12 protein-coding genes are annotated in these 17,939 nt (G+C 69.7%); 5 read left to right on the top strand and 7 right to left on the bottom strand.

Annotated elements, in window-relative coordinates; translation table 11 throughout:
* Window positions 1-8: 8 nt before the first annotated feature.
* Genes D7V80_RS06990 through D7V80_RS06970 form a run of 5 tightly spaced genes read right to left on the bottom strand, consistent with a single transcriptional unit; the run spans window position 9 to window position 4,981 of the window.
* Window positions 9-977 carry an isopenicillin N synthase family oxygenase gene (locus D7V80_RS06990; protein WP_120587419.1) on the bottom strand — a complete coding sequence of 323 codons (969 nt, stop codon included), beginning with the start codon at window positions 975-977 and terminating at the stop codon, window positions 9-11.
* Entirely contained in the window at window positions 974-1,918 is a 945-nt protein-coding gene (locus D7V80_RS06985) for an ornithine cyclodeaminase family protein (protein ID WP_120587418.1), read from the bottom strand. Before D7V80_RS06985 ends, D7V80_RS06990 begins: the two co-directional genes overlap by 4 nt.
* Window positions 1,919-1,932: 14 nt before the next feature.
* Window positions 1,933-3,162 carry an aminotransferase class I/II-fold pyridoxal phosphate-dependent enzyme gene (locus tag D7V80_RS06980; protein WP_199738411.1) on the bottom strand — a complete coding sequence of 410 codons (1,230 nt, stop codon included), beginning with the start codon at window positions 3,160-3,162 and terminating at the stop codon, window positions 1,933-1,935.
* Window positions 3,159-4,070, bottom strand: coding sequence for an alpha/beta hydrolase (locus D7V80_RS06975; protein ID WP_120587417.1), 912 nt, complete (start codon window positions 4,068-4,070; stop codon window positions 3,159-3,161). The genes D7V80_RS06980 and D7V80_RS06975 overlap by 4 nt, the downstream gene beginning before the upstream one ends.
* Window positions 4,067-4,981, bottom strand: a complete 915-nt coding sequence (locus D7V80_RS06970) for a hypothetical protein (protein ID WP_120587416.1) — start codon at window positions 4,979-4,981, stop codon at window positions 4,067-4,069. The genes D7V80_RS06975 and D7V80_RS06970 overlap by 4 nt, the downstream gene beginning before the upstream one ends.
* A gap of 367 nt (window positions 4,982-5,348) precedes the next feature.
* Between D7V80_RS06970 and D7V80_RS06965 the strand changes: the two genes are divergently transcribed.
* Genes D7V80_RS06965 through D7V80_RS06950 form a run of 4 tightly spaced genes read left to right on the top strand, consistent with a single transcriptional unit; the run spans window position 5,349 to window position 10,920 of the window.
* Entirely contained in the window at window positions 5,349-8,075 is a 2,727-nt protein-coding gene (locus tag D7V80_RS06965; protein ID WP_158616565.1) for a polyketide synthase, read from the top strand.
* Between the two features lie 31 nt (window positions 8,076-8,106).
* Window positions 8,107-8,955 (top strand): YiiD C-terminal domain-containing protein, encoded by an 849-nt coding sequence (locus D7V80_RS43835; protein ID WP_120587414.1) that lies wholly within the window; start codon window positions 8,107-8,109, stop codon window positions 8,953-8,955.
* Window positions 8,943-9,911, top strand: a complete 969-nt coding sequence (locus tag D7V80_RS06955; RefSeq protein ID WP_158616563.1) for an aldo/keto reductase — start codon at window positions 8,943-8,945, stop codon at window positions 9,909-9,911. The genes D7V80_RS43835 and D7V80_RS06955 overlap by 13 nt, the downstream gene beginning before the upstream one ends.
* A 4-nt stretch (window positions 9,912-9,915) precedes the next feature.
* A complete protein-coding gene (locus tag D7V80_RS06950) occupies window positions 9,916-10,920 on the top strand; it encodes an NADPH:quinone oxidoreductase family protein (protein ID WP_120587412.1) in 1,005 nt (334 codons plus the stop codon).
* Here D7V80_RS06950 and D7V80_RS06945 read toward each other — a convergent pair.
* Complete coding sequence (locus D7V80_RS06945) at window positions 10,913-12,067, bottom strand: acyl-CoA dehydrogenase family protein (protein ID WP_120587411.1); 1,155 nt, start codon at window positions 12,065-12,067, stop codon at window positions 10,913-10,915. The genes D7V80_RS06950 and D7V80_RS06945 overlap by 8 nt on opposite strands.
* 109 nt (window positions 12,068-12,176) lie before the next feature.
* Here D7V80_RS06945 and D7V80_RS06940 point away from each other — a divergent pair, with 109 nt between their 5' ends.
* Window positions 12,177-12,914 (top strand): molybdopterin-binding protein, encoded by a 738-nt coding sequence (locus D7V80_RS06940; protein WP_014397471.1) that lies wholly within the window; start codon window positions 12,177-12,179, stop codon window positions 12,912-12,914.
* 9 nt (window positions 12,915-12,923) lie between these two features.
* Here the strand turns inward: D7V80_RS06940 and D7V80_RS06935 are convergent.
* A partial coding sequence (locus D7V80_RS06935; RefSeq protein ID WP_120587410.1) for a tetratricopeptide repeat protein occupies window positions 12,924-17,939 on the bottom strand: 5,016 nt, incomplete at its 5' end.

Raw genomic sequence — 17,939 nt, 5'->3', positions numbered from 1 at the left:
GGATGGCCTCAGGAGCGTCCGGCGTCGCCGACACCGAACAGCGCGTTCATCTTCTGGAGGGAGAAGGCCTTGTAGACGACGGGCTCGTACTTCGCGGGCGTGTCCTTGCAGAACTTCGGGAAGCACTCGATGAGCGCGTCGTCGTTGGCGAGCTTGAAGAACGCCAGGGATTGACGCTCGCCTCCTCCCAGGACGACCCGGTGTGGCGTGGACACGTATTCGTCGTTGGACCAGCGGGCCATCAGGTCACCGATGTTGACGATGAGGTGATCCCGCCGCTCCAGCGTGGGCGTGATCCACGAGCCCCCACGCTCCTTCACCTGGATGCCAGGGCCCGTCTGCGCCAGGACCGTCAACAGCGTCCCGTCCGTGTGCTCGCCCATGCCCTGGTCGTTGACCAGCTCCGGGTGGAGCTGTGGGTAGAGCAGGGAACGGAGCGAGTCGGTGGACGCGGAGGTCTTCTTCGCGAAGAAGTCCCGGGGCAGGTCCAGCGCGATGCTGAACAGCTCCGTGAGCCGGGCCGTCAGCGCCTCGCACTCGCGGAAGTACGCCTTGAGCGCCGCGCGCAGCCGCTGGCCTTCCGTGTCCTCGCTGAACGGCAGGCTCGCGCTGTCGTCCTCGATGAGCCGGCCCACGCTGAACTTCTCCACGTAGTCGCTGGGGAGCCCCTTGCGGCCCATGTACGCGTAGGCGTTCTCCTCCAGCATGCCGCTGTAGCCGTAGGGCGTGTAGTCATCCGCGGCCATGGTGAAGCCGGACTTCAACCGGCACTGGTTCTTCACCTCGAGCGGCAGGCGGAAGAACGCCCGTGAGAGGGAATAGGCGTCCTCGAAGACCGAGGGCGCGATGCCGTGACCGCTCAGGGTGAAGAAGCCCACCTGCTTGCAGGCCCGGTCGATCTCGAACGCCGCACGGCGCTCGGCTTCGGACCCTGGCGTCGCGGACGTCAAATCGATTCGGGGCAACTCCTTCATCATGTGCTCCTCCAGGTTCGGTGGATCAGCTCGCGTTCACGCAGCACGTGCGCGACCGTGAGGACGTCCAGGAAGGCGTGTCCCGTCGAGCTGAAGACGGTGCGGCTCGAGCGCAGGGGACCGCTGTCCCTCCGCACGAGCTGCCCCAGGGTGATGGCGTCGGCGTGCACCGGTCCGGCCTCCGCGAGCGCGGTGGCCAGGTCCTCGACGATGACTGTCGACGTGCGCAGCAGTTCGAGCGGCACCTCCCGGGCCTCCACGGTGTGACCGCCCATGCAGTTGATGTGCACGCCGGGGGAGAGGCCCTCGAAGCTCCCCAGCGGTGTCTTCGACGACGTCGCGGTGCCGATCACGTCCGCGCCCCGGAGGGCCTCGTCGAGCGACGCACAGGCGGCGACGTGCACCACTTCGCCCAGGGACGCGCGCACCTCCGCGGCGAACGCGCCGCAGCGGGCCGGGTTCCTAGCCCAGAGCCGCACCTCCTGGATGGGACGGACCGCGCGGACCGCCAACACCTGCTGCCGTGCCTGCGCTCCGGTGCCAGCCACCGCCAGCGTCCGGGCATCCGTGCGCGCGCAGAAGTCCGTGACGAGCGCGGACACGGCGGCGCACTTGAGCTCCGTCACCGCCGCGCCATCGAGCATCGCGAGCAGCTCTCCCGTGCGCGCGGAGAACGCCGCCACCACGCCGTTCATGGTGGGCAGCGGATCCGTGGCGGACCGCTCGAAGAGGGTCGCCACCTTGTTGATGTAGAGGCCCAGGTGCTCCGACACGGCTGGCATCGACACGAACGCGGCGTGCCGGGAAGAAGAAGGGACCGCGACGCGCAGCGGGACCTGCATGCGCTCATGCAGGCCCTCCGTGAGCGCCGCCTCCAGCTCGCGCACGAGCCGGGGCAGGTTCCCGTGCGCGGTGACGACATCGTGGGAAAGGAAGGCAGCCATCGCGCGCTCCCCGCTTACAGCGTCGCGAGGACTTCCTTCAGGTGTCCGATGAACGACTGGACCTGCTCCGTGGGCAGGTCGCCGCGCAGCATCAGCCGGATGCCCGCCTTCCCCACGGGCACGATGGGGAAGAAGACCGCGGAGCAGTAGAAGCCTCGCTTGTAGAGCTCGCGCGAGAGCTTCACGGCCTTGTCCTGCTCGCCCACCTCCACGACCTTGATGTGCAGGCCGTCACCGCGCTGCTCGGTCTGGATGTGTTCGTCGAAGAGGGCGATGTTCCGGCGGAGCTGCTCCTGCCGCTTCGCCAGCTCCGGGCTGCGGTGGACCTTGATGCTTCCCATGGAGGTGCCAATGGCCGCCGTCCGCAGGCTCTGGGACCAGCCCATGGGGCCCGTCCGGTAGAGGAAGTCGTGGTGCTTGCGGGAGCCGAGCATCGCGAGGCCGCCCGTGCTGCCGAACGCCTTTGCGATGGAGGCGATGATCAGCGTGCGGTCGTTCATCTCGCGCAGCCGCGAGCGGATGTAGCCCTCGCCGTTCTTTCCCTGCGTGGAGAGCGAGTGCGAGTCGTCGAGGTAGAGGAAGAGGCCGTACTTCTCCTGGAGCGTGAGCAGCGCCTGGAGGTCCGTGGCGCCGCCCGTGGAGTAGACGCCGTCGCACACATACGCCACGCGCGGATACTTCCGGCAGACGTCCTCCAGGTAGTTCATGTCGTTGTGCGGGGCGTTCAGCACCCGCGTCTCATCCGCGACGATGGGCTTCACGAACGCCATGGAGAAGTGCGCGAACTTGTCGAACACCATCACCAGGGGCTCGCTGTCCGTCAGGTGGCCCGACCCGAGCACCGGCAGGATGGCCGCGGTAAGCGCGCTGGAGGTGACGGCGGGCAGCACCGGCCCACCGAAGAGGTCCGCGAGCTGCTCCTCCAACTCCTCCATGATGCCCAGCCGGATGCGAAACTCCGCCATCGACAGGCCGGTGATGCCCGCGCGCCTCAGCGCGTCGATGCCGCCCTGGAGGACGTCCGGGTGGCTGTTGAGCCCCAGGTAGGAGCAGGAGCACAGGTTGGCGAACTCGTGCCCGGTGTCCACCTCGCGCATGCGGTTCTGGCCGTCCACCGCCTCCACGCGGATGTTGAGCATGTTCGCCTCTCGAGCCACGGCCCAGGCGCTCTCGCTGGCGGGGATCATCTTCTGGTTGTTGCGGTGGATGTGGGGACCCATCACCGCGTCGCCGGGCGTCGTCACTTCCGCGCTCCCGTCTTGTCGATCACGAACTGGCCGATGCGCTGGAGCGCCTCGCGGCCGCTGCTGAGGCGGTGGAAGTGCAGGTGCCAGACGTGGACCATGTCGGGCCACTCCTCGAACGTGACGTCCACGCCCTGGGCCTGGGCCTTCTTCGCCATCGCCTGCGAGTCGCTGAAGAGCAGCTCCCGCTCGCCCACCTGGATGAGCAGGGGCGGGAAGCCGGTGAGGTCCGCGTGGATGGGCGAAATCGTGGGCTGCCGCGCGTCCTGTCCGTTGAGGTAGTGCCGGGCGACCTCCTCCACCACCTTGCGCTGCACGAGCGCGTCCGCCTTCTCGCGCGTTTCGTAGCTTTCGCCCTGGATGCCCAGGTCGAACCACGACGAGATGCACACCAGCGCGCCCGCGAGAGGAAGCCCCTGGGCCCGCGCGTTGACCTGCATGGAGACCACCAGGCCGCCGCCCGCGGAGTCCCCCGCGATGGAGATGTGGCCGGGCTTGAACCCACGCTCCAGCAGCCAGCGGTACGCGCTGGTCGCGTCATCCAGCGCGGCCGGGTAGGGGTGCTCCGGCGCCCGGCGGTAGTCGAGCTGGAGCACCCGGCAACGCGCCTGCCGCGCCATCTCCGCGGCCATGTGCCCATGGCTCACGAGCGAGCCGAAGACGAACCCGCCGCCGTGCAGGAAGAGGAGGGCGCGGTCCTGATCGCACTCCGGCGGCGTGAGCCACTGGGCACGGATGCCGTTCACGCTGACGGGCTCCACCCCGATGTCCGAGGCGATGGGCAGCCCGAGCGAATCGTAGTGGACCCGCGCCGCTTCATAGCCGTCCGGCCAGGGCCGCGCGTCCAGGTACGCGAGCAGGTCCTTCATCTCCGCCGCGTTGCGCTCCGCGTGCTGTCGCGAGGTCATGCCCGCACCTCGATGATGTTCGGGTACGGGTTGAGCTCGCCGCTGACGAAGCGGGTGATGTTGGCGTCGTCCTTGTGGTTGGTCGCCTTCTCCAGCGACAGGCCGTAGTAGTCGTACCAGCGCCTGAGGTCGTCGGTGCCCGCGACCTGGTACTCGACGTGGCGGATGGGGCGCTTCGCGGCCTTGCTCGCGTCGGTGAGGGACGGCTGGGTGGCCGCGTGGGCGAGCCCGCCCACCACCTCGTTGTGGAGGACGATCATCACGATGTCGTTCTCCAGGTCGAGCTTCAGCGCGAACGAGTAGTCGCGCAGGATCTCCTCGGAGAACTCCGCCTTCACGGCGACGTTGTAGTTGTTGGGGATGTTCTCGATGAGCGAGCGCGGGTCCAGGCCCTTGTCCTGGCAGAACCGGCGCGTGTCGCAGATCATCGGCATGCCGCCGCTGATGTTCTGGTTGGGGCCATAGAGGTTCGCGATGAACGGCGTCGCCGAGTCGAAGTGGACGCACTTCGTGGTGACGAACTCGCGGCTCTCCGTGTGGTCGCTGTTGGGCGTGAAGTTCCGGTTCTTGTTGAACCCGTCCACGTCCATCTTGGCCACGCGGTCGTAGGCGATGGGCGTGGGGCTGTAGCGGGCCAGGTCGAAGCGCGGCGCGATCGCCCGGAAGATGCCCTCCAGGTAGTCGCGGGCCAGCGCGGCGCCGGACTCGGTGTGGAGGTCCAGCCCGCGATCCGCGAGCAGCTTGTTCACGCCGAACACCACCGCGAACCCGTTCTTCTTCTCCACGGCCTCCACCACGGCGTCGAGCAGCGCACCGGCCGGAGCCGCCAGGCGGCCTTCACCCAGGTCCGCAGGGAAGGTGGAGACATTGATGAACGAATCCTTGAGACGGCTCGGATCGAGTCTTTTCATGGGCTGTCCAGGGGATGAGGGGGAATGGAGCGGCAGCCAATGGTCAGGCAAAGGGCCGCGATGTCTGTCTTGATATACTGATGCAGAAGTCTGGCGTCAACCCACCCTGGATTTTGCTGTTGACAGTGTTTGTGGATGGAGCGCGTAGCTTGAAATTGTATCAGGCGCTCCTGGGCTCCGGAACGACGCTCCCAGGAGGGCGGCGTCGCTCTTTCCAGGGGACCTCGTGCATGCGTCGGGTAGGATCGTGCCGACGCCGTCCTGTGTCGGCATGGATGTATGTGATTTCGCTGGTCGTGGACGCATCCGGATCATGGCCTTACATTGATTCGCAATGCGGAAGGGAAAACTGGATGGGATCGCGCCGGTGGCGATCTCTGGTTTTGCGTTTGCGCTGCCTGGCGCGCGCACACTGGATGAACTGGCGGAGGTGCTTCACGGGGGGAAGACGACGTATGGCCAGTGGCCGGAGGAGCGCATTCCCCGGGCCCTGTATCTGGATCCCTCGGCGGCCGTGGGCGCGTCTCGGACCTCCACGCTGCTGGGCGGCGTCGTGGAGGATGCATCGCAGCAGCGGTGGGTGGTGGAGACGGCGCACCGGGCGCTGTCTTCGGCGGGGCTGGCCCCTGGCTCGCTGGGTGGGCAGCCCGTGCCGGTGTTCCTCGCGCACTCACGCGGTGGCGGCCACGGGCTCTATGACGCCGCGGTGCTGGCCGTGGCGGGTCAGCTCCAGCCGTACCTCGTGCACGGCGCGCATCCGAACGAGTTCTCCCATCAGGAGCTGACGGACCTCACCCAGAAGGTGCGCCAGTCTCTCCGGGATTCGTTCGGGCCGGACTTCGTGGAGGACCCGAGGGAGCGCGCCACGCATCGGCTCGCGAGCGCCATCGCGGAGGCGCTGGGCACCACGGAGAAGGCGCTGCTCGTGGACGGGAACTGCACCGGCGGTCTGGCCGCGATCGAACTGGCGGCGCGGGAGCTCGCGAAGGGGGCGCCGTGGGCCATCGCGGGCGCGCTGTCCTACGTCGACACGGTGAACCAGGTCCTCTATTCGAACTCACGCCTCCTGTCGTCCGAGGGCTGCTTCCCGTTCGCCCAGAAGGGGAACGGCACGGTCATCTCCGACGGCGTGGTGCTGCTGGTGCTCACGAGCCTGGAACGGGCGACGCAGGAACGGCTCCCCGTCCACGGGGTGATCCGCGGAGTGGGCGGGGCGAACGACGGCGCGGCTGAGGCGTACATGCTGGTCCCGAATCCGCGCGGCCACGCGCTGGCGGTGGGGCGTGCGCTCGACCAGGCCGGCGTGGAGCCACGGGAGCTGGGGGTGATCCTCGCGCATGGCACGGGGACGCGGGCCGGTGACGCCGTGGAGGCGAAGGTCTTTGACCGCGCACTGAAGGCGCACGGGCAGGCGGCGCAACCCGCGTCGCCGGTGCCTGTGATGTCGATCAAGGGGAACCTGGGGCATGCGAAGGAGGCTTCAGGGCTGGCGAACCTGGTCGCGCTGCTTGCGCTGTTTGAGTCCGGCGCCATTCCGGGACCGGTGCACGGGGACAAGCCCCGGAGCCTGCTCGAACCCGGAGGGCTCATCGAGGTCGAGAAGACCGCCCGGTCGTGGCCGGCGGGCGAGCAGCCGCGCATGGGAGGCGTCAGCGCCATCGCGAGCGGAGGCCAGAACTACCACGCGGTGGTGGAGGACCGGCCTTCCCCCACGCGAGCCCAGGCGTTGCTGCGAGACACGCGGAAGCGCCCCGCGAGGAGCGACGAACCCATCGCCATCGTTGGGATGGCCGGTGCGTTCGCGGACGCTCCCGACCTCGCCACGCTGTGGACGAACCTGCTCAACGGCCGCCGAGCCTTCCGGAGGTTGCCATTCGGGCTCGGGGCGCCGCTGGAACTGGATGCGTCCCGGTTCACGGGCAACGCCAGCCAGTACGACGAACGACCGGCCGACATCCTCCGGCATGATCCGCTGCACTACCTGCTGGTGGACCTGGCGCGAAGCGCGGCAGGGAACGTCTCCATCGAACGGGGAAGCAACATCCCGGTGGTCGTCTCCGCGGAGCACTGCAGCGAGTACGGACTGCGCCAGGTCGCCGCCGCACGTCTGCCGGAGATAGAGGAGCACCTCCAGCGCGTGTTGCGCGAGACGGGCAAGGACCCCAAGGGGGTGGCCCGGACCGTGCGCGCGGCGATGAAGCGCCTGTCGAGCGACCTGCCGGAGCTGTGGGCAGGCAGCCTGTTCAACCTGTCGCCGAGCTTCATGGCGGCGAGGATCGCCCGAGCGTTCGATCTGACCGGCCCGACTTGCGCCATCGAAGCCGGAGGAGCCGCGGCGTCCATCGGCGGCCTGGACGTCGCATGCGGCCGGTTGTCGTCGCGTGAAGCGGACGCGGTGTTCTGGGCGACCGCGGACATGCGACTCGGAGTCACGCGCATGGCCGACGAGGGCGCGATGGGGCTTCTGTCCCAACGGGAAGCGCCGACCGTGTTCGACGCGGCCTCCGACGGGTACCTGCCTGGAGAAGGCGCCACGGTGTGCCTGCTGCGACGCTTGTCGGACGCGCGGGAGCGGGGAGAGCCGGTGCTCGGGATCATCCGTGCGGTGGGAAGCGCGTTCGGAACACCCGAGGACCACGGGCTCGTCTCCGAGCCCGCGATGAGCCTGGCCATCCGGCGCGCCTGGTCTCGGTGTGACGTGTCAGCGGACGCGCTCGCCTTCGTGGAGTGCTTCGGCAGTGGGCATCCCGCCAGCGACCGCGCGGAGCTTGCGGCCCTGGGACGGACGCTCGGAACCGCGCGAGCCCGGCCGCTTCCCCTGGGCACGGTCATGCCGAACATCGGTCACACCGGTGCGGCGGCGGGCGCCGCGAGTCTGATGAAGGCGCTGTACACGCTGGCTGTGAAGCGGGTGCCGGCGACCTTGGGCGTGACGACCCTGCCCACTGGCGCGGCCGACAACCTCCGCGTCTGCACGGAGCCGCAAGAACTGAAGGGAGCGCGCTTCGCGGGCGTCAACGCAGCGGGAAGCGGAGGCACTCACTACCACGTCGTGCTCGAAACAGGGCCCGACCTCCAGGTGCCAGGAACATGAGCCACCACCTGAACGAGGGGCAGAACGCTCGATGCATCAAGGCCTGGGCGGCTGCGTGGGGCTCTCTGGAAACGGTGCTTCCCGCGCAGGGCTCGACACGGTCCTCGGGGAGCCATCCATGAGCGGTCATTCCCTTGTGGCGCGGGGGGACGGTGCATCCGAAGCAGAGCAGGAGGCGGTTCATGGGAAGCCAGCCGTGAACGGTCAGCCCCCTGATGCTCGGAGGGACGGTGCTTCCCGAGTAGGGCACGACACGGTTCATGGGGCTCCATCCGTGAATGGTCAGCCCCCTGATGCTCGGAAGGACGGTGCTTCCCGAGTAGGGCACGACACGGTTCATCGGGAGCTGGCCGTGAGCGGTGAGCCTCTTGATGCACCGGAGGATGTCCTGGCTCGGCTGGCCATGGAGCTTCATGCACGGATCCCGATGACGAAGTTCCTCGGGATCCACTTCGAGGTGTTCGAGCCCGGGCGCATCGTGCTCGTGGCGCCGCTGGGGCCTTCGCTCAACCACCGGGGCACGGCCTTCGGTCCCGGGGTGTTCACCTCCGCTGGGCTTGCTCCCTGGTTGTTGCTCGTGCGGGCAGCGTGGGCGGAGCGGCTCGCCGTGCACATCCTCCTTCGCCGCTGTGAGTTCGCCATCCACCGGCCCATCACCTGCGACTACCGGGCCCGCTGTGACACGTTGCCCGCGCTGGAAGCCGACACGCTTCGTCAGGGCGGCAAGGTGCGGCTTACGGCAGCGTCGCAGGTCTTCATCGACGACGGCGAGCCCGCCGCGACCTACACGGCGCACTTCACGTTGCTGGGCCAGCCTTCATCCACAGGGACGGGGGAGGGCGACCTGGCGTTGCCCTTTCCGGAGGCGTGGCGGACGTGATCTACCGGAAGCTGGGCGGCATCGATGTGTCGGTCTTCGCCCTGGGGGCGGCCAACTTCGGGGGCATCGGAAGCTCCCGGAAGCTGCTGGGCCAGGGGGAGACCGAATCCAAAGCGCATGCGCTCCTGGATCGCGCGGTGGCGCTCGGCATCAACCTCATCGACACGGCGGGCACCTACGCGGACGGCGCCAGCGAGGCCATCATCGGCGCGTGGCTGGCGTCGCGCGGCGCCGCGATGCGGGATCGGGTGCTCATCTCGTCCAAGGTGGGCCTTCGCGGCGGGCTCGGGCGCAAGCACGTGTTCTCGGAGGTGGACCGGTCACTCGCACGGCTCCGTGTCGACACGCTCGACTTCTATCTGGCGCATGTACCGGACCCCGCCACGCCGTGGGATGACGTCCTCGACACCTTCCAGGCACTCGTGAGGGCGGGCAAGGTCCGCCGCTTCGGCCTGTCGAACGTGACCGCGAGCGACCTCTGGCGCTGTGTCGCTCCGCGTGCAGGAGGCCCCGTGGGGTTCGGCTGGGTCCAGAACCGATTCAACCTGCTCGAACAGGATGACGCACACAACGGCGTGCTGGAGGCCTGCGCGAAGCTGGGGCTCCAGTACACGCCCTATTCGCCGCTGGCTGGCGGACTGCTGAGCGGCAGGTACGCCATCGCGGGTGACATCCCGGAAGGCACGCGCATCGGGCAGCGCAGGGACCTCTACGCGAAGGCCTGGACTCAGGAGAACGCGGCCCGCGTCGAACAGCTCAAGACGAAGGCCGCAGCCCACGCGCTGTCTCCGTCGGGACTGGCCACCTGGTGGCTGGTGCACTGTCCCTTCGTGACGTCGATCCTCGTCGGCGCGCGCAGTCCGGAGCAGCTCGAGCAATTGGTGACCGAGGCGTCGAACCTGCCCTCGAACGACGACCTCTGGCGAAGCCTCACGGCCCCATCCACCCAGGAGTGACGACATGCGAGCGATTGTCTGCGGGACGTGGGGAGGGCCCGAGCAGCTCACCCTCGCGGAGGTCCCCGAGCCCGTTCCGAAGCCCGACGAGGTGATGATCGATGTGCACGCCTGCAGCGTGAACTTCGCCGACCTCCTCATGATTGGAGGGACCTATCAGACCCGGCCCGCGCTGCCCTTCGTCCCAGGCCTGGAGGCAGCGGGCACCATCGCCAGCGCACCCGAAGGCTCGGGCTTCCAGCCCGGAGACCGCGTCGTGGCCATCCTGTGGCACGGCGGCTATGCCGAGCAGGCCGTGGCCTCCGTGAGGGAGACCTTCCTGCTTCCCTCAAGCGTCTCCTTCGACGTCGCAGCCGCGCTGACCAGCGCCTACGTGAGCACTGCCCTGGCGCTGATCCGCGTCGCCCACCTGAAGCCCTCAGAGGTGCTCCTCGTGCTGGGGGCCAGTGGGGGCGTGGGGCTCGCGGCCGTGCAATTGGCCAAGGCCCTGGGGGCCACCGTCATCGCGGTCGCGAGCACACCGGACAAGCTCGCCATCGCGCGTGAAGCGGGCGCGGACCACGTCCTCCGCCACACTGACGGAGACTGGAAGGAGCAGGTCCTGGCCGCAGCGGGATCCTCCGGTGTGAGCGTCTGCTTCGATCCGGTCGGGGGCCCGCTCTTCGACCCGGCGCTCTCGACGCTGGGGTGGGGAGGCCGCTACGTCCTCGTGGGCTTCGCGGCGGGACAGGTTCCGAGCATCCCCGCGCACCGGCTGCTCGTGAAGCACCGCGCGGTGCTGGGGTCGTCGTTGCGCTACTTCCGCTACCACGACCCAGCGGCGCTCCGCGAAACCATGGAGCAGCTCTTCGCCTGGTACGCGCAGGGCCGCATCCTCCCGCGCATCACCTCCCGGTTGCCCCTGGATCGGACCGCCGATGGCCTGCGCACCCTCGCGGAGCGACGCGCCATCGGCAAGGTCGTGGTCCATGTCCGCGAGGGCCAGGACGCGCCGCCCGGCGCTACGTGAACGAGCGGGGCAGTCCCAGGACGTGCTGGCTGATGTACGACAGGGCCATGTTCCGGCTCACGGGGGCGTTGATGAACAGGCGCACCTCGCGGAACTTGCGCTCCACGTCGTACTCCTCGGCGAAGCCGTAGCCGCCGTAGGTGTCCATGCAGGCGTTGGCGGCCTCCCAGGCGGCTTCCGCGGCCAGGTACTTCGCCATGTTCGCTTCGGCTCCGCAGGGCTGGCGGTTGTCGAAGAGCGTGGCGGCCTGCTCCGTCAGCAGGGACGCGGCCGTGAGCGCCGTGTGCGCCTTCGCGATGGGGAACTGCACGCCCTGATTGGCCCCAATGGGCTTGCCGAACACGACGCGCTCCTGCGCATAGGTGACGGCCTTCTCGATGAACCAGCGGCCATCCCCGATGGCCTCCGAGGCGACGAGCACCCGCTCCGCGTTCATGCCATCCAGGATGTAGGAGAAGCCCTTGCCCTCTTCGCCGATCAGCCCTTCGACGGGCACTTCGACGTTCTCGAGGAACAGCGCGTTCGTCGCATGGTTGAGCATGGTCCGGATGGGCCGGACCTCCAGCCCCTGCGTCTTCCGCAGGTCGAGCAGGAACACGCTCATCCCGTCCGTCTTCTTGCGCACCTCCGCGCGGGGCGTCGTCCGAGCCAGCAGGAGCATCAGGTCGGACTGGAGCACGCGCGAGATGAAGATCTTCTGCCCGTTCACGACGTAGCGGTCCCCGCGCCGGACGGCCGTCGTCTCGATGGCGGTGGTGTCCGAGCCCGAGTTCGGCTCCGTCACCGCGAACGCCTGGAGCCGCAGCCGTCCCGCGGCGATCTCCGGCAGATACCGCTGCTTCTGCTCCGCGGAGCCGTGCCGCAGGAGCACGTTCATCACGTACATCTGCGCATGACACGCGGACGCATTCCCGCCGAAGTGGTTGATCTCCCCCAGCACGACCGCCGCTTCGCGCAGGCCCAGCCCCGCGCCGCCGTACTCCGCCGGGATGAGCGCGGCCAGCAGCCCGGCCTCCGTGAGGGCCTTGACGAAGTCGTGAGGGTATTCACGCTCCGCGTCGAGGGTGCGCCAGTACTTCGGAGGGAAGCGGTTGCAGAGGGCACGCACGGACGCGCGGATCGCGTCCCGGGTCTCGGTGGAGTCCATGCGCGAAGGATGTCCGTCCCCTCGTGCTGACTCCAGGACAGGACAGGTCCGCGCCAGCGCAACGCGCGAGTCCACCCCCGGGGTCCGTTGGAGTAGAATCCCCGGTTCCATGGAGCGGACCGGCGCGGCGGCGATCATCATTGGCAACGAGGTCCTCACCGCGAAGGTGAAGGACGAGAACGGCCCCCACCTCATCCAGCGGCTGCGGGAGCTGGGCATTCCACTCGTCTCGGTGGAGACCATCCTGGACGACGTGGACGCCATCGTGGACGCGGTGTCCCGCGCCCGGCGCAAGGCCCGCTACGTCTTCACCAGCGGAGGCATTGGCCCCACCCACGACGACGTCACGGTGCGCGCGGTGGCGCTCGCGCTGGGCCGGCCCGTGGTGCGCCTGCCGGAGATGGTGTCGGCCATCCAGGCCCGCGCGGGCACGTCGCCGGTGACGCCAGAGTCCCTGCGCCTGGCGGACGCACCCGAGGGCGCGGTGCTCCTGGCCCAGCCGGGCATGTGGTTCCCCGTGCTGACGGTGGGGGACATGTTCCTGTTGCCGGGGGTGCCGCAGCTCTTCCGGCTGCAGTTGGAGACGGTGCTCTCACGGCTGAGCGGCACGCCGGTGCACCTGGTCAGCCTGTACTTCAACCTGGGCGAGAGCGCCCTGGCCGCCGTGCTGGACCGCGTGGCGCTGGACATGCCCCACGTGGCCATCGGCTCCTATCCCGTGTTCGACGCGGCCATGGACTACCGCGTGAAGGTGACGGTGGAGGCCCCGGAGCGGGCCCACGTGGACGACGCCGTGGGCCGGCTGCTCGCGGGGTTCCCGGCGGACGCGCTGGTCCGCCGGGAGTAACGCGGACGCCTACAGCGACAGGCCGATGCGCTGACGCAGGCGGAAGAAGTCGTCCGTCAGCAGCCACGACAGCAGGGCCTTCAGGTCCGCGCGCTCGCGCACCGCCTGGAGGATGCCGTCGGTGCTGCCATCCTGGCGGTTGGCCACGATGTTCGGATCCTCGCGCAGCACCATGGTGAGGCCCACGGACGGGTCGCCGCAGACGAGCAGGCCCGCGCGGTCCGCGGAGAAGCCGAGCGCGTCCACCACCGCCGCGACGTCGATCTTCGACTGCGTGGACAGCGTCTGCGCGGGGCCTTCCGAGGCCTTCATCGCCTTGCGGCTGAAGGCCTTCTTGAGCTGCTTCGTCATCTCGTCGTTGCGCCGGCCCAGGCCGTTGAACTGCTGCTCGTGGACGCGGATGGCGTTGCCGAACAGGTCCACCGTCTCGCCCTGGGACAGCTTGGAGAGGACGGCCGTCTTGTTGAGCAGGCCCAGCACCGCCTTGCCGATGAGGAACTTCTGCTCACGGGCGTTGAAGCGGCGCACCACGTCCTGGCCCACGCACAGGGACAGGGGCTCCGTCGTCTCCGGCTGCAACATGCCGCGCCGGGCGAGGTAGACCTCGAACTCCTCCACGCCGAACGTCTGCGCCACCGCGCGCACGGCCTTGAACACGGCCGAGTCCGGCTTGAGCTTGTCCTGCTTCGGGTTGACGCCGAGCATCTCGAACTGCGGCGGGTACACCTTGCCCAGGTGCTCACCCATGGCGCGCAGCAGGTCCGTCAGCGGGCCGCGCGCGGCCGGGTGCATGAGGACGGTGTCCACGTCCGCGGCGGGCAGCGCTTCACGCGGCTCCTGCGGCTGCCGGGCGCGGGCCTCCGAGTAGAAGGCCTGCTCCACCTCGTTGGTGGCGCGCATGAAGGTCAGCACCGCGGCGACGGCGAAAGCCTTGTCCTGCTGCTTCTGGGCGTCCCACAGCTTGAACAGCGCATGCAGGCTGTCCACGCGAGAGGGGTCCTGGCGCAGGATTTGCCGGTGCTCCTCGATGGCGAGCGGGAAGCTGGCCATGTCGCGGCCATACAGGTCCGCCAGCGCGGCGCGGGCCCCGAGGTTCTGCGGGTCCTGCTCCACGAGCTGCCGGTAGATGACGGTGGCGCGAGCCGGCTCCGTCAGCGGGCCCGCGTAGAAGCTCGCCACGCGCATGCGCAGGGACACCGCGCGCTTGACGTCCGTGGACGCGGTGGCGGCGGCCTGGGCCTCCAGCATCTGCGCCAGCTCCGGCAGGTTGCGCTGGCGCTCGTAGAGGGCCACCAGCCGGTCCACCAGCGCGGGCTCGCCCGGCGTCAGCTCCAGCGCCTTCTTGTAGAGCGCCGTGGCGGAGGCGACGTCGCCCAGGCCCTCTTCATGGATGCGCGCCAGCTCCACGGTGAAGCGCGCGCGGGCGTCGTTGGGCAGGTCCTGATCCAACAGCCGCCGCAGGCAGTCCACCGCGCCGCCGAAGTTGCGGCCCTGTGCGTACACCGTGGCCAGCCGCTCCAGCGCCTCCGGGTGGCGGGGCAGGGTGGCCAGCGCCGTCTGGAGATGCGCCGCCGCGCGGCCCGGGTCGTTGAGGTGCTGCTGGTAGAGCGCGCCCAGCGTCAGGTGGTGCTGCGCGAGCACCCGAGGATCACCGCCCTGCTGCACGCGCTGACCGAGCATCTGCGCGGCCTCCGCGTACTGCTGCGCCTCCAGGAGGAGCAGGCCGCGAGTCTCCAGCGCGTCGGGGAAGCCGGGCCGGGCCGCCAGGGCCTTCTCCAGCACCGCGAGCGCGCGAGCCCGGTCACCCAGGGCCACGTTGTGCAGGCGGGCCGCGGTGACATACGCCGCGGCGGCGGCCTCCGCGTCGCGCTGCGCGAGCCGGGCCTCCGCGCGCCGCTCGTGCAGGGCCGCGAGGTCGGAGGAACCGCCGCGCTGCGCGAGCAGCTCCTCCAGGCCGGTGGCCGCGCCCGGGTGCAGCGGGTCGCGCTCCAGCGCCAGTCGGTAGAGGGCCGCGGCGCCATCCGGGTCATTGAGCTTCTGGGCCGCGAGCTTCGCGGCGGCGACGAAGCCCTCGATGGCGCTCTTGGTGTCGCGGCTCGCGCGGGCCTCGGTCTCCATCATGGTGCGCGCGGTGGCGAAGTCGCCCCGGCGCAGGGCCACGCGGCGGGCGCCCTGGAGCGCGGGGAGGCACTGCGCCTGGAGCTCCAGCGCCTGCCGGTACAGCGCGGCGGCCTGCTCCTGGTCGGGGTTCTTCTCCGCCAGCTCGGCGGCGCGCAGCAGCAGCTCCAGCGCCTCCGTGGCGTCGGTGGTGACGGCCAGCCGCATGCCGTACATGCGCGACAGGGCGGCGGTGTCACCGCTCTGGCGCAGCACGCGCTCCAGGCCGAAGGCGAGGCGCGCGTCGGAGGGGTCGGCGTCGAAGGCGCGCTGGTAGACCTCCAGGGTGCGCTCGGAGGGCGGGCCCTTCTCCTGATCCGCGGCGGCCAGGATGCGCAGGGCGCTGGACAGGCGCGTGTCGGTGACGCGCTCGGCGATGCGGGCGCGCAGCTCCGCGCGGCGGACGCGGTCCGACACGCGGATGCGCTCCAGCAGCATGAGGGCGGTGAGGTTGCCGGGCTCCAGGCCCAGCACGGACTCGCAGCACTGCGCGGCGCGGGACGGCTCCTGGAAGCGGTCCAGGTACAGCCGCGCGAGCTTGAGGTACGCGGTCACCTTGGCCGCGGGCGTCTGGCCCACCTGCGTCTCGCGGTCGAGGATGGACACCAGCTCCTTCACGTTGTCCTGAGCGACGTACAGGCGCTCCAGCGCGCGCAGCGTGGCGGCGTGGCCCGGCGTGAGGCGCAGCACCTCCTGGTAGCCCTCGATGGCCAGCTCCGGGCGGCCCAGCTGGTCCTCCCAGATGGCGGCGGCCTGGTACATCGCGTTGGCGCGCTCCAGCGGATCCGTGCGGTTGGCGGCGTCCGCGCGAAGCACCTCCACCAGGCTCTCCCACGCCTCGTGGGCGCGGTGGATGCGGGCGAGCGCGCGCAGCGCCGGGAAGTAGCTGGGCGCCAGCATCAGCGCCTCCTGGTACGACGCCAGCGCCTCGTTCTCCTGCTTGAGGCGGTGCTCGTACAGCTCGCCGATCTTGTAGATGAGCGCGGCGGCCGCGTCGGTGGAGGGAGAGATCTCCGACTCCGCGCGGTACATGTCGATGAGCTTCTCCCACCGGCCGTCCTGCGCGTACAGCCGGCCCAGGGCCTTGAGCGCGGGCAGGTACGAGGGCGACAGCGCGAGCACGCGCTCATACGCGGTGATGGCGCCCACGCGGTCCTTCAGGTTCTCGTCGAGGATCTCCGCGTTGCGGTGGAGCAGCGACAGGACCTGCTTGGTGTCGCCGGCGAACGACGCCTCCAGGTCGTTGGTCTCCAGCAGCTCACGGAAGCGTCCGGCGCGCTCGTAGAGGCGGGCCAGGTTGCGCAGCGTGGGCAGGTGATCCGACGCCAGGTCGAGGATGCGCTTCATGCACTCGATGGCGTGGTCCAGGTCCCCGAGGCGGTCCTCGTAGATGACCGCCATCTTGTTGAGCGTGGTGATGACCTGATCGCGGTCGGACGTCTGGAGCAGGTCCTGCTCGAACATCTGGACCAGCTCGGCGAAGCGGCCCTGGCGCTCGAAGAGGCGGGTGAGGGCCTTCTGCGCGGGGAGGTAGCCCGGCTGGAGCTGGAGGCACGCGTTGTAGCGAGCAATGGCGTCCTCCTGGCGGCCCAGGCGCTCCTCCAGGATCTCCGCCGCCTTGTACATGCGAGCGGCCTTGCCCTTGGCGTCCTCGGCGGCGGTGACCTCCGCGTCGAAGACGGCGACGAGCCCTTCCCAGTTCTGCATCCGGTACGACAGCTTGCCCAGGCCCGCGAGCGCGGCGGCGTGGCTGGGGATGCGGGCGAGGATGGCCTGGTAGCGGGCGGCGGCCTCCTGGTCGCGCTTGAGGTCGTCCTCGTACAGCGCGGCGAGGCGCAGGTTGATGGCGACGAGCTCGCTCTCGTCGTTGATGGAGCCCACCCACGCGAGCAGCACGTCGGCCAGCTCCTCGAAGCGGCCCTGCGTCTCGTAGATGCCGGCGAGCGCGCTCAACACGAGCGGCTCATGAGGGCTCACGCGGCGAGCGGCGAGCAGCGCGGACAGGGCGTCGTCCTTGCGGCCCAGGCGGTCATGGACCTTGGCGATGTGGAGGTACGCGGGAGCGCCCTGGGAGCCCTGGCCCTCGGCCTCGGAGAGGAGGGCGGAGAGGAGCTCATCGGTGCGGCCCTCGCGCTCGGCGACGCGCTTGACGGCGGCCTGGAGCAGCGGGTCGGAGCGGTCGAGCGCAAAGGCCTCGCGGAACGCAGCGGCGGCGGCCTCCTTCTGCTTGAGGCGCTCCTCCAGGAGCATGCCCGCGGAGGTGAGGTAGTGGGCGCGAAGGGACGGAGGGACGACGGCGCCAGCGAGCAGCCGGTAGATCTCCACCAGCGCGCCCGCGTCGTTGCGCGCGGCGTAGACGGACTCGAGCTGGGTGAGGAGGGTGACGTCGGTGGGCTTGCGGTCCAGGGCCTGGCGCAGGGCATCCGCGGCGTCGTTGTCACGGGACAGGCGCTCCTCGAGGATCTGCCCCTTCTCGAAGAGGAGGGACGCCTGCTGGCGAGGATCCTCGGAGGCGGAGAGCTCCGCGTCGATGAGCTGCACGACCATCTGCCAGTTGCCGACGTCAGCGAACAGGCGGCGAGCGGCGCGGATGTTGGCGAGGAAGCGCGGCGCCAGCTTGTAGGCGTTCTGGAACGCGACCGCGGCGTTGCGAGGGTTCTTGAGCGGCTCTTCCCAGAGCAGGCCAACCTCATGGAACAGGAGGGCGGCGGTCTGCGGCTCGGTGGTGGCGAGCGCCTTGGCCTCGCGCTCCATGGAAGCGATGCGCTCGCGGGCATCGTCCTCGGCGCTGGCCTGGGGGACGGGGGCGGGGAGGGTGCTCACGTTCTGGGCGAGTGTCTGGGCCGCGCCAGCCTCGGGGGCCCCGGG

Origin of the sequence: Corallococcus sp. CA054B (genome assembly GCF_003611625.1) — a bacterium.
In the GTDB taxonomy this organism is placed as follows: domain Bacteria; phylum Myxococcota; class Myxococcia; order Myxococcales; family Myxococcaceae; genus Corallococcus; species Corallococcus coralloides.
Note: the sequence above shows the minus strand (reverse complement) of the source record. Positions and strands in the feature narration are given on the sequence as shown.

Excerpts from the sequence above, each read along its gene's own strand:
- D7V80_RS06990 (WP_120587419.1), bottom strand. The coding sequence starts at position 977 with ATGATGAAGGAGTTGCCCCGAATCGATTTGACGTCCGCGACGCCAGGG.
- D7V80_RS06940 (WP_014397471.1), top strand. The coding sequence starts at position 12,177 with ATGGAGCGGACCGGCGCGGCGGCGATCATCATTGGCAACGAGGTCCTC.
- D7V80_RS06950 (WP_120587412.1), top strand. The coding sequence starts at position 9,916 with ATGCGAGCGATTGTCTGCGGGACGTGGGGAGGGCCCGAGCAGCTCACC.
- D7V80_RS06945 (WP_120587411.1), bottom strand. The coding sequence starts at position 12,067 with ATGGACTCCACCGAGACCCGGGACGCGATCCGCGCGTCCGTGCGTGCC.
- D7V80_RS43835 (WP_120587414.1), top strand. The coding sequence starts at position 8,107 with ATGCATCAAGGCCTGGGCGGCTGCGTGGGGCTCTCTGGAAACGGTGCT.
- D7V80_RS06970 (WP_120587416.1), bottom strand. The coding sequence starts at position 4,981 with ATGAAAAGACTCGATCCGAGCCGTCTCAAGGATTCGTTCATCAATGTC.
- D7V80_RS06975 (WP_120587417.1), bottom strand. The coding sequence starts at position 4,070 with ATGACCTCGCGACAGCACGCGGAGCGCAACGCGGCGGAGATGAAGGAC.
- D7V80_RS06985 (WP_120587418.1), bottom strand. The coding sequence starts at position 1,918 with ATGGCTGCCTTCCTTTCCCACGATGTCGTCACCGCGCACGGGAACCTG.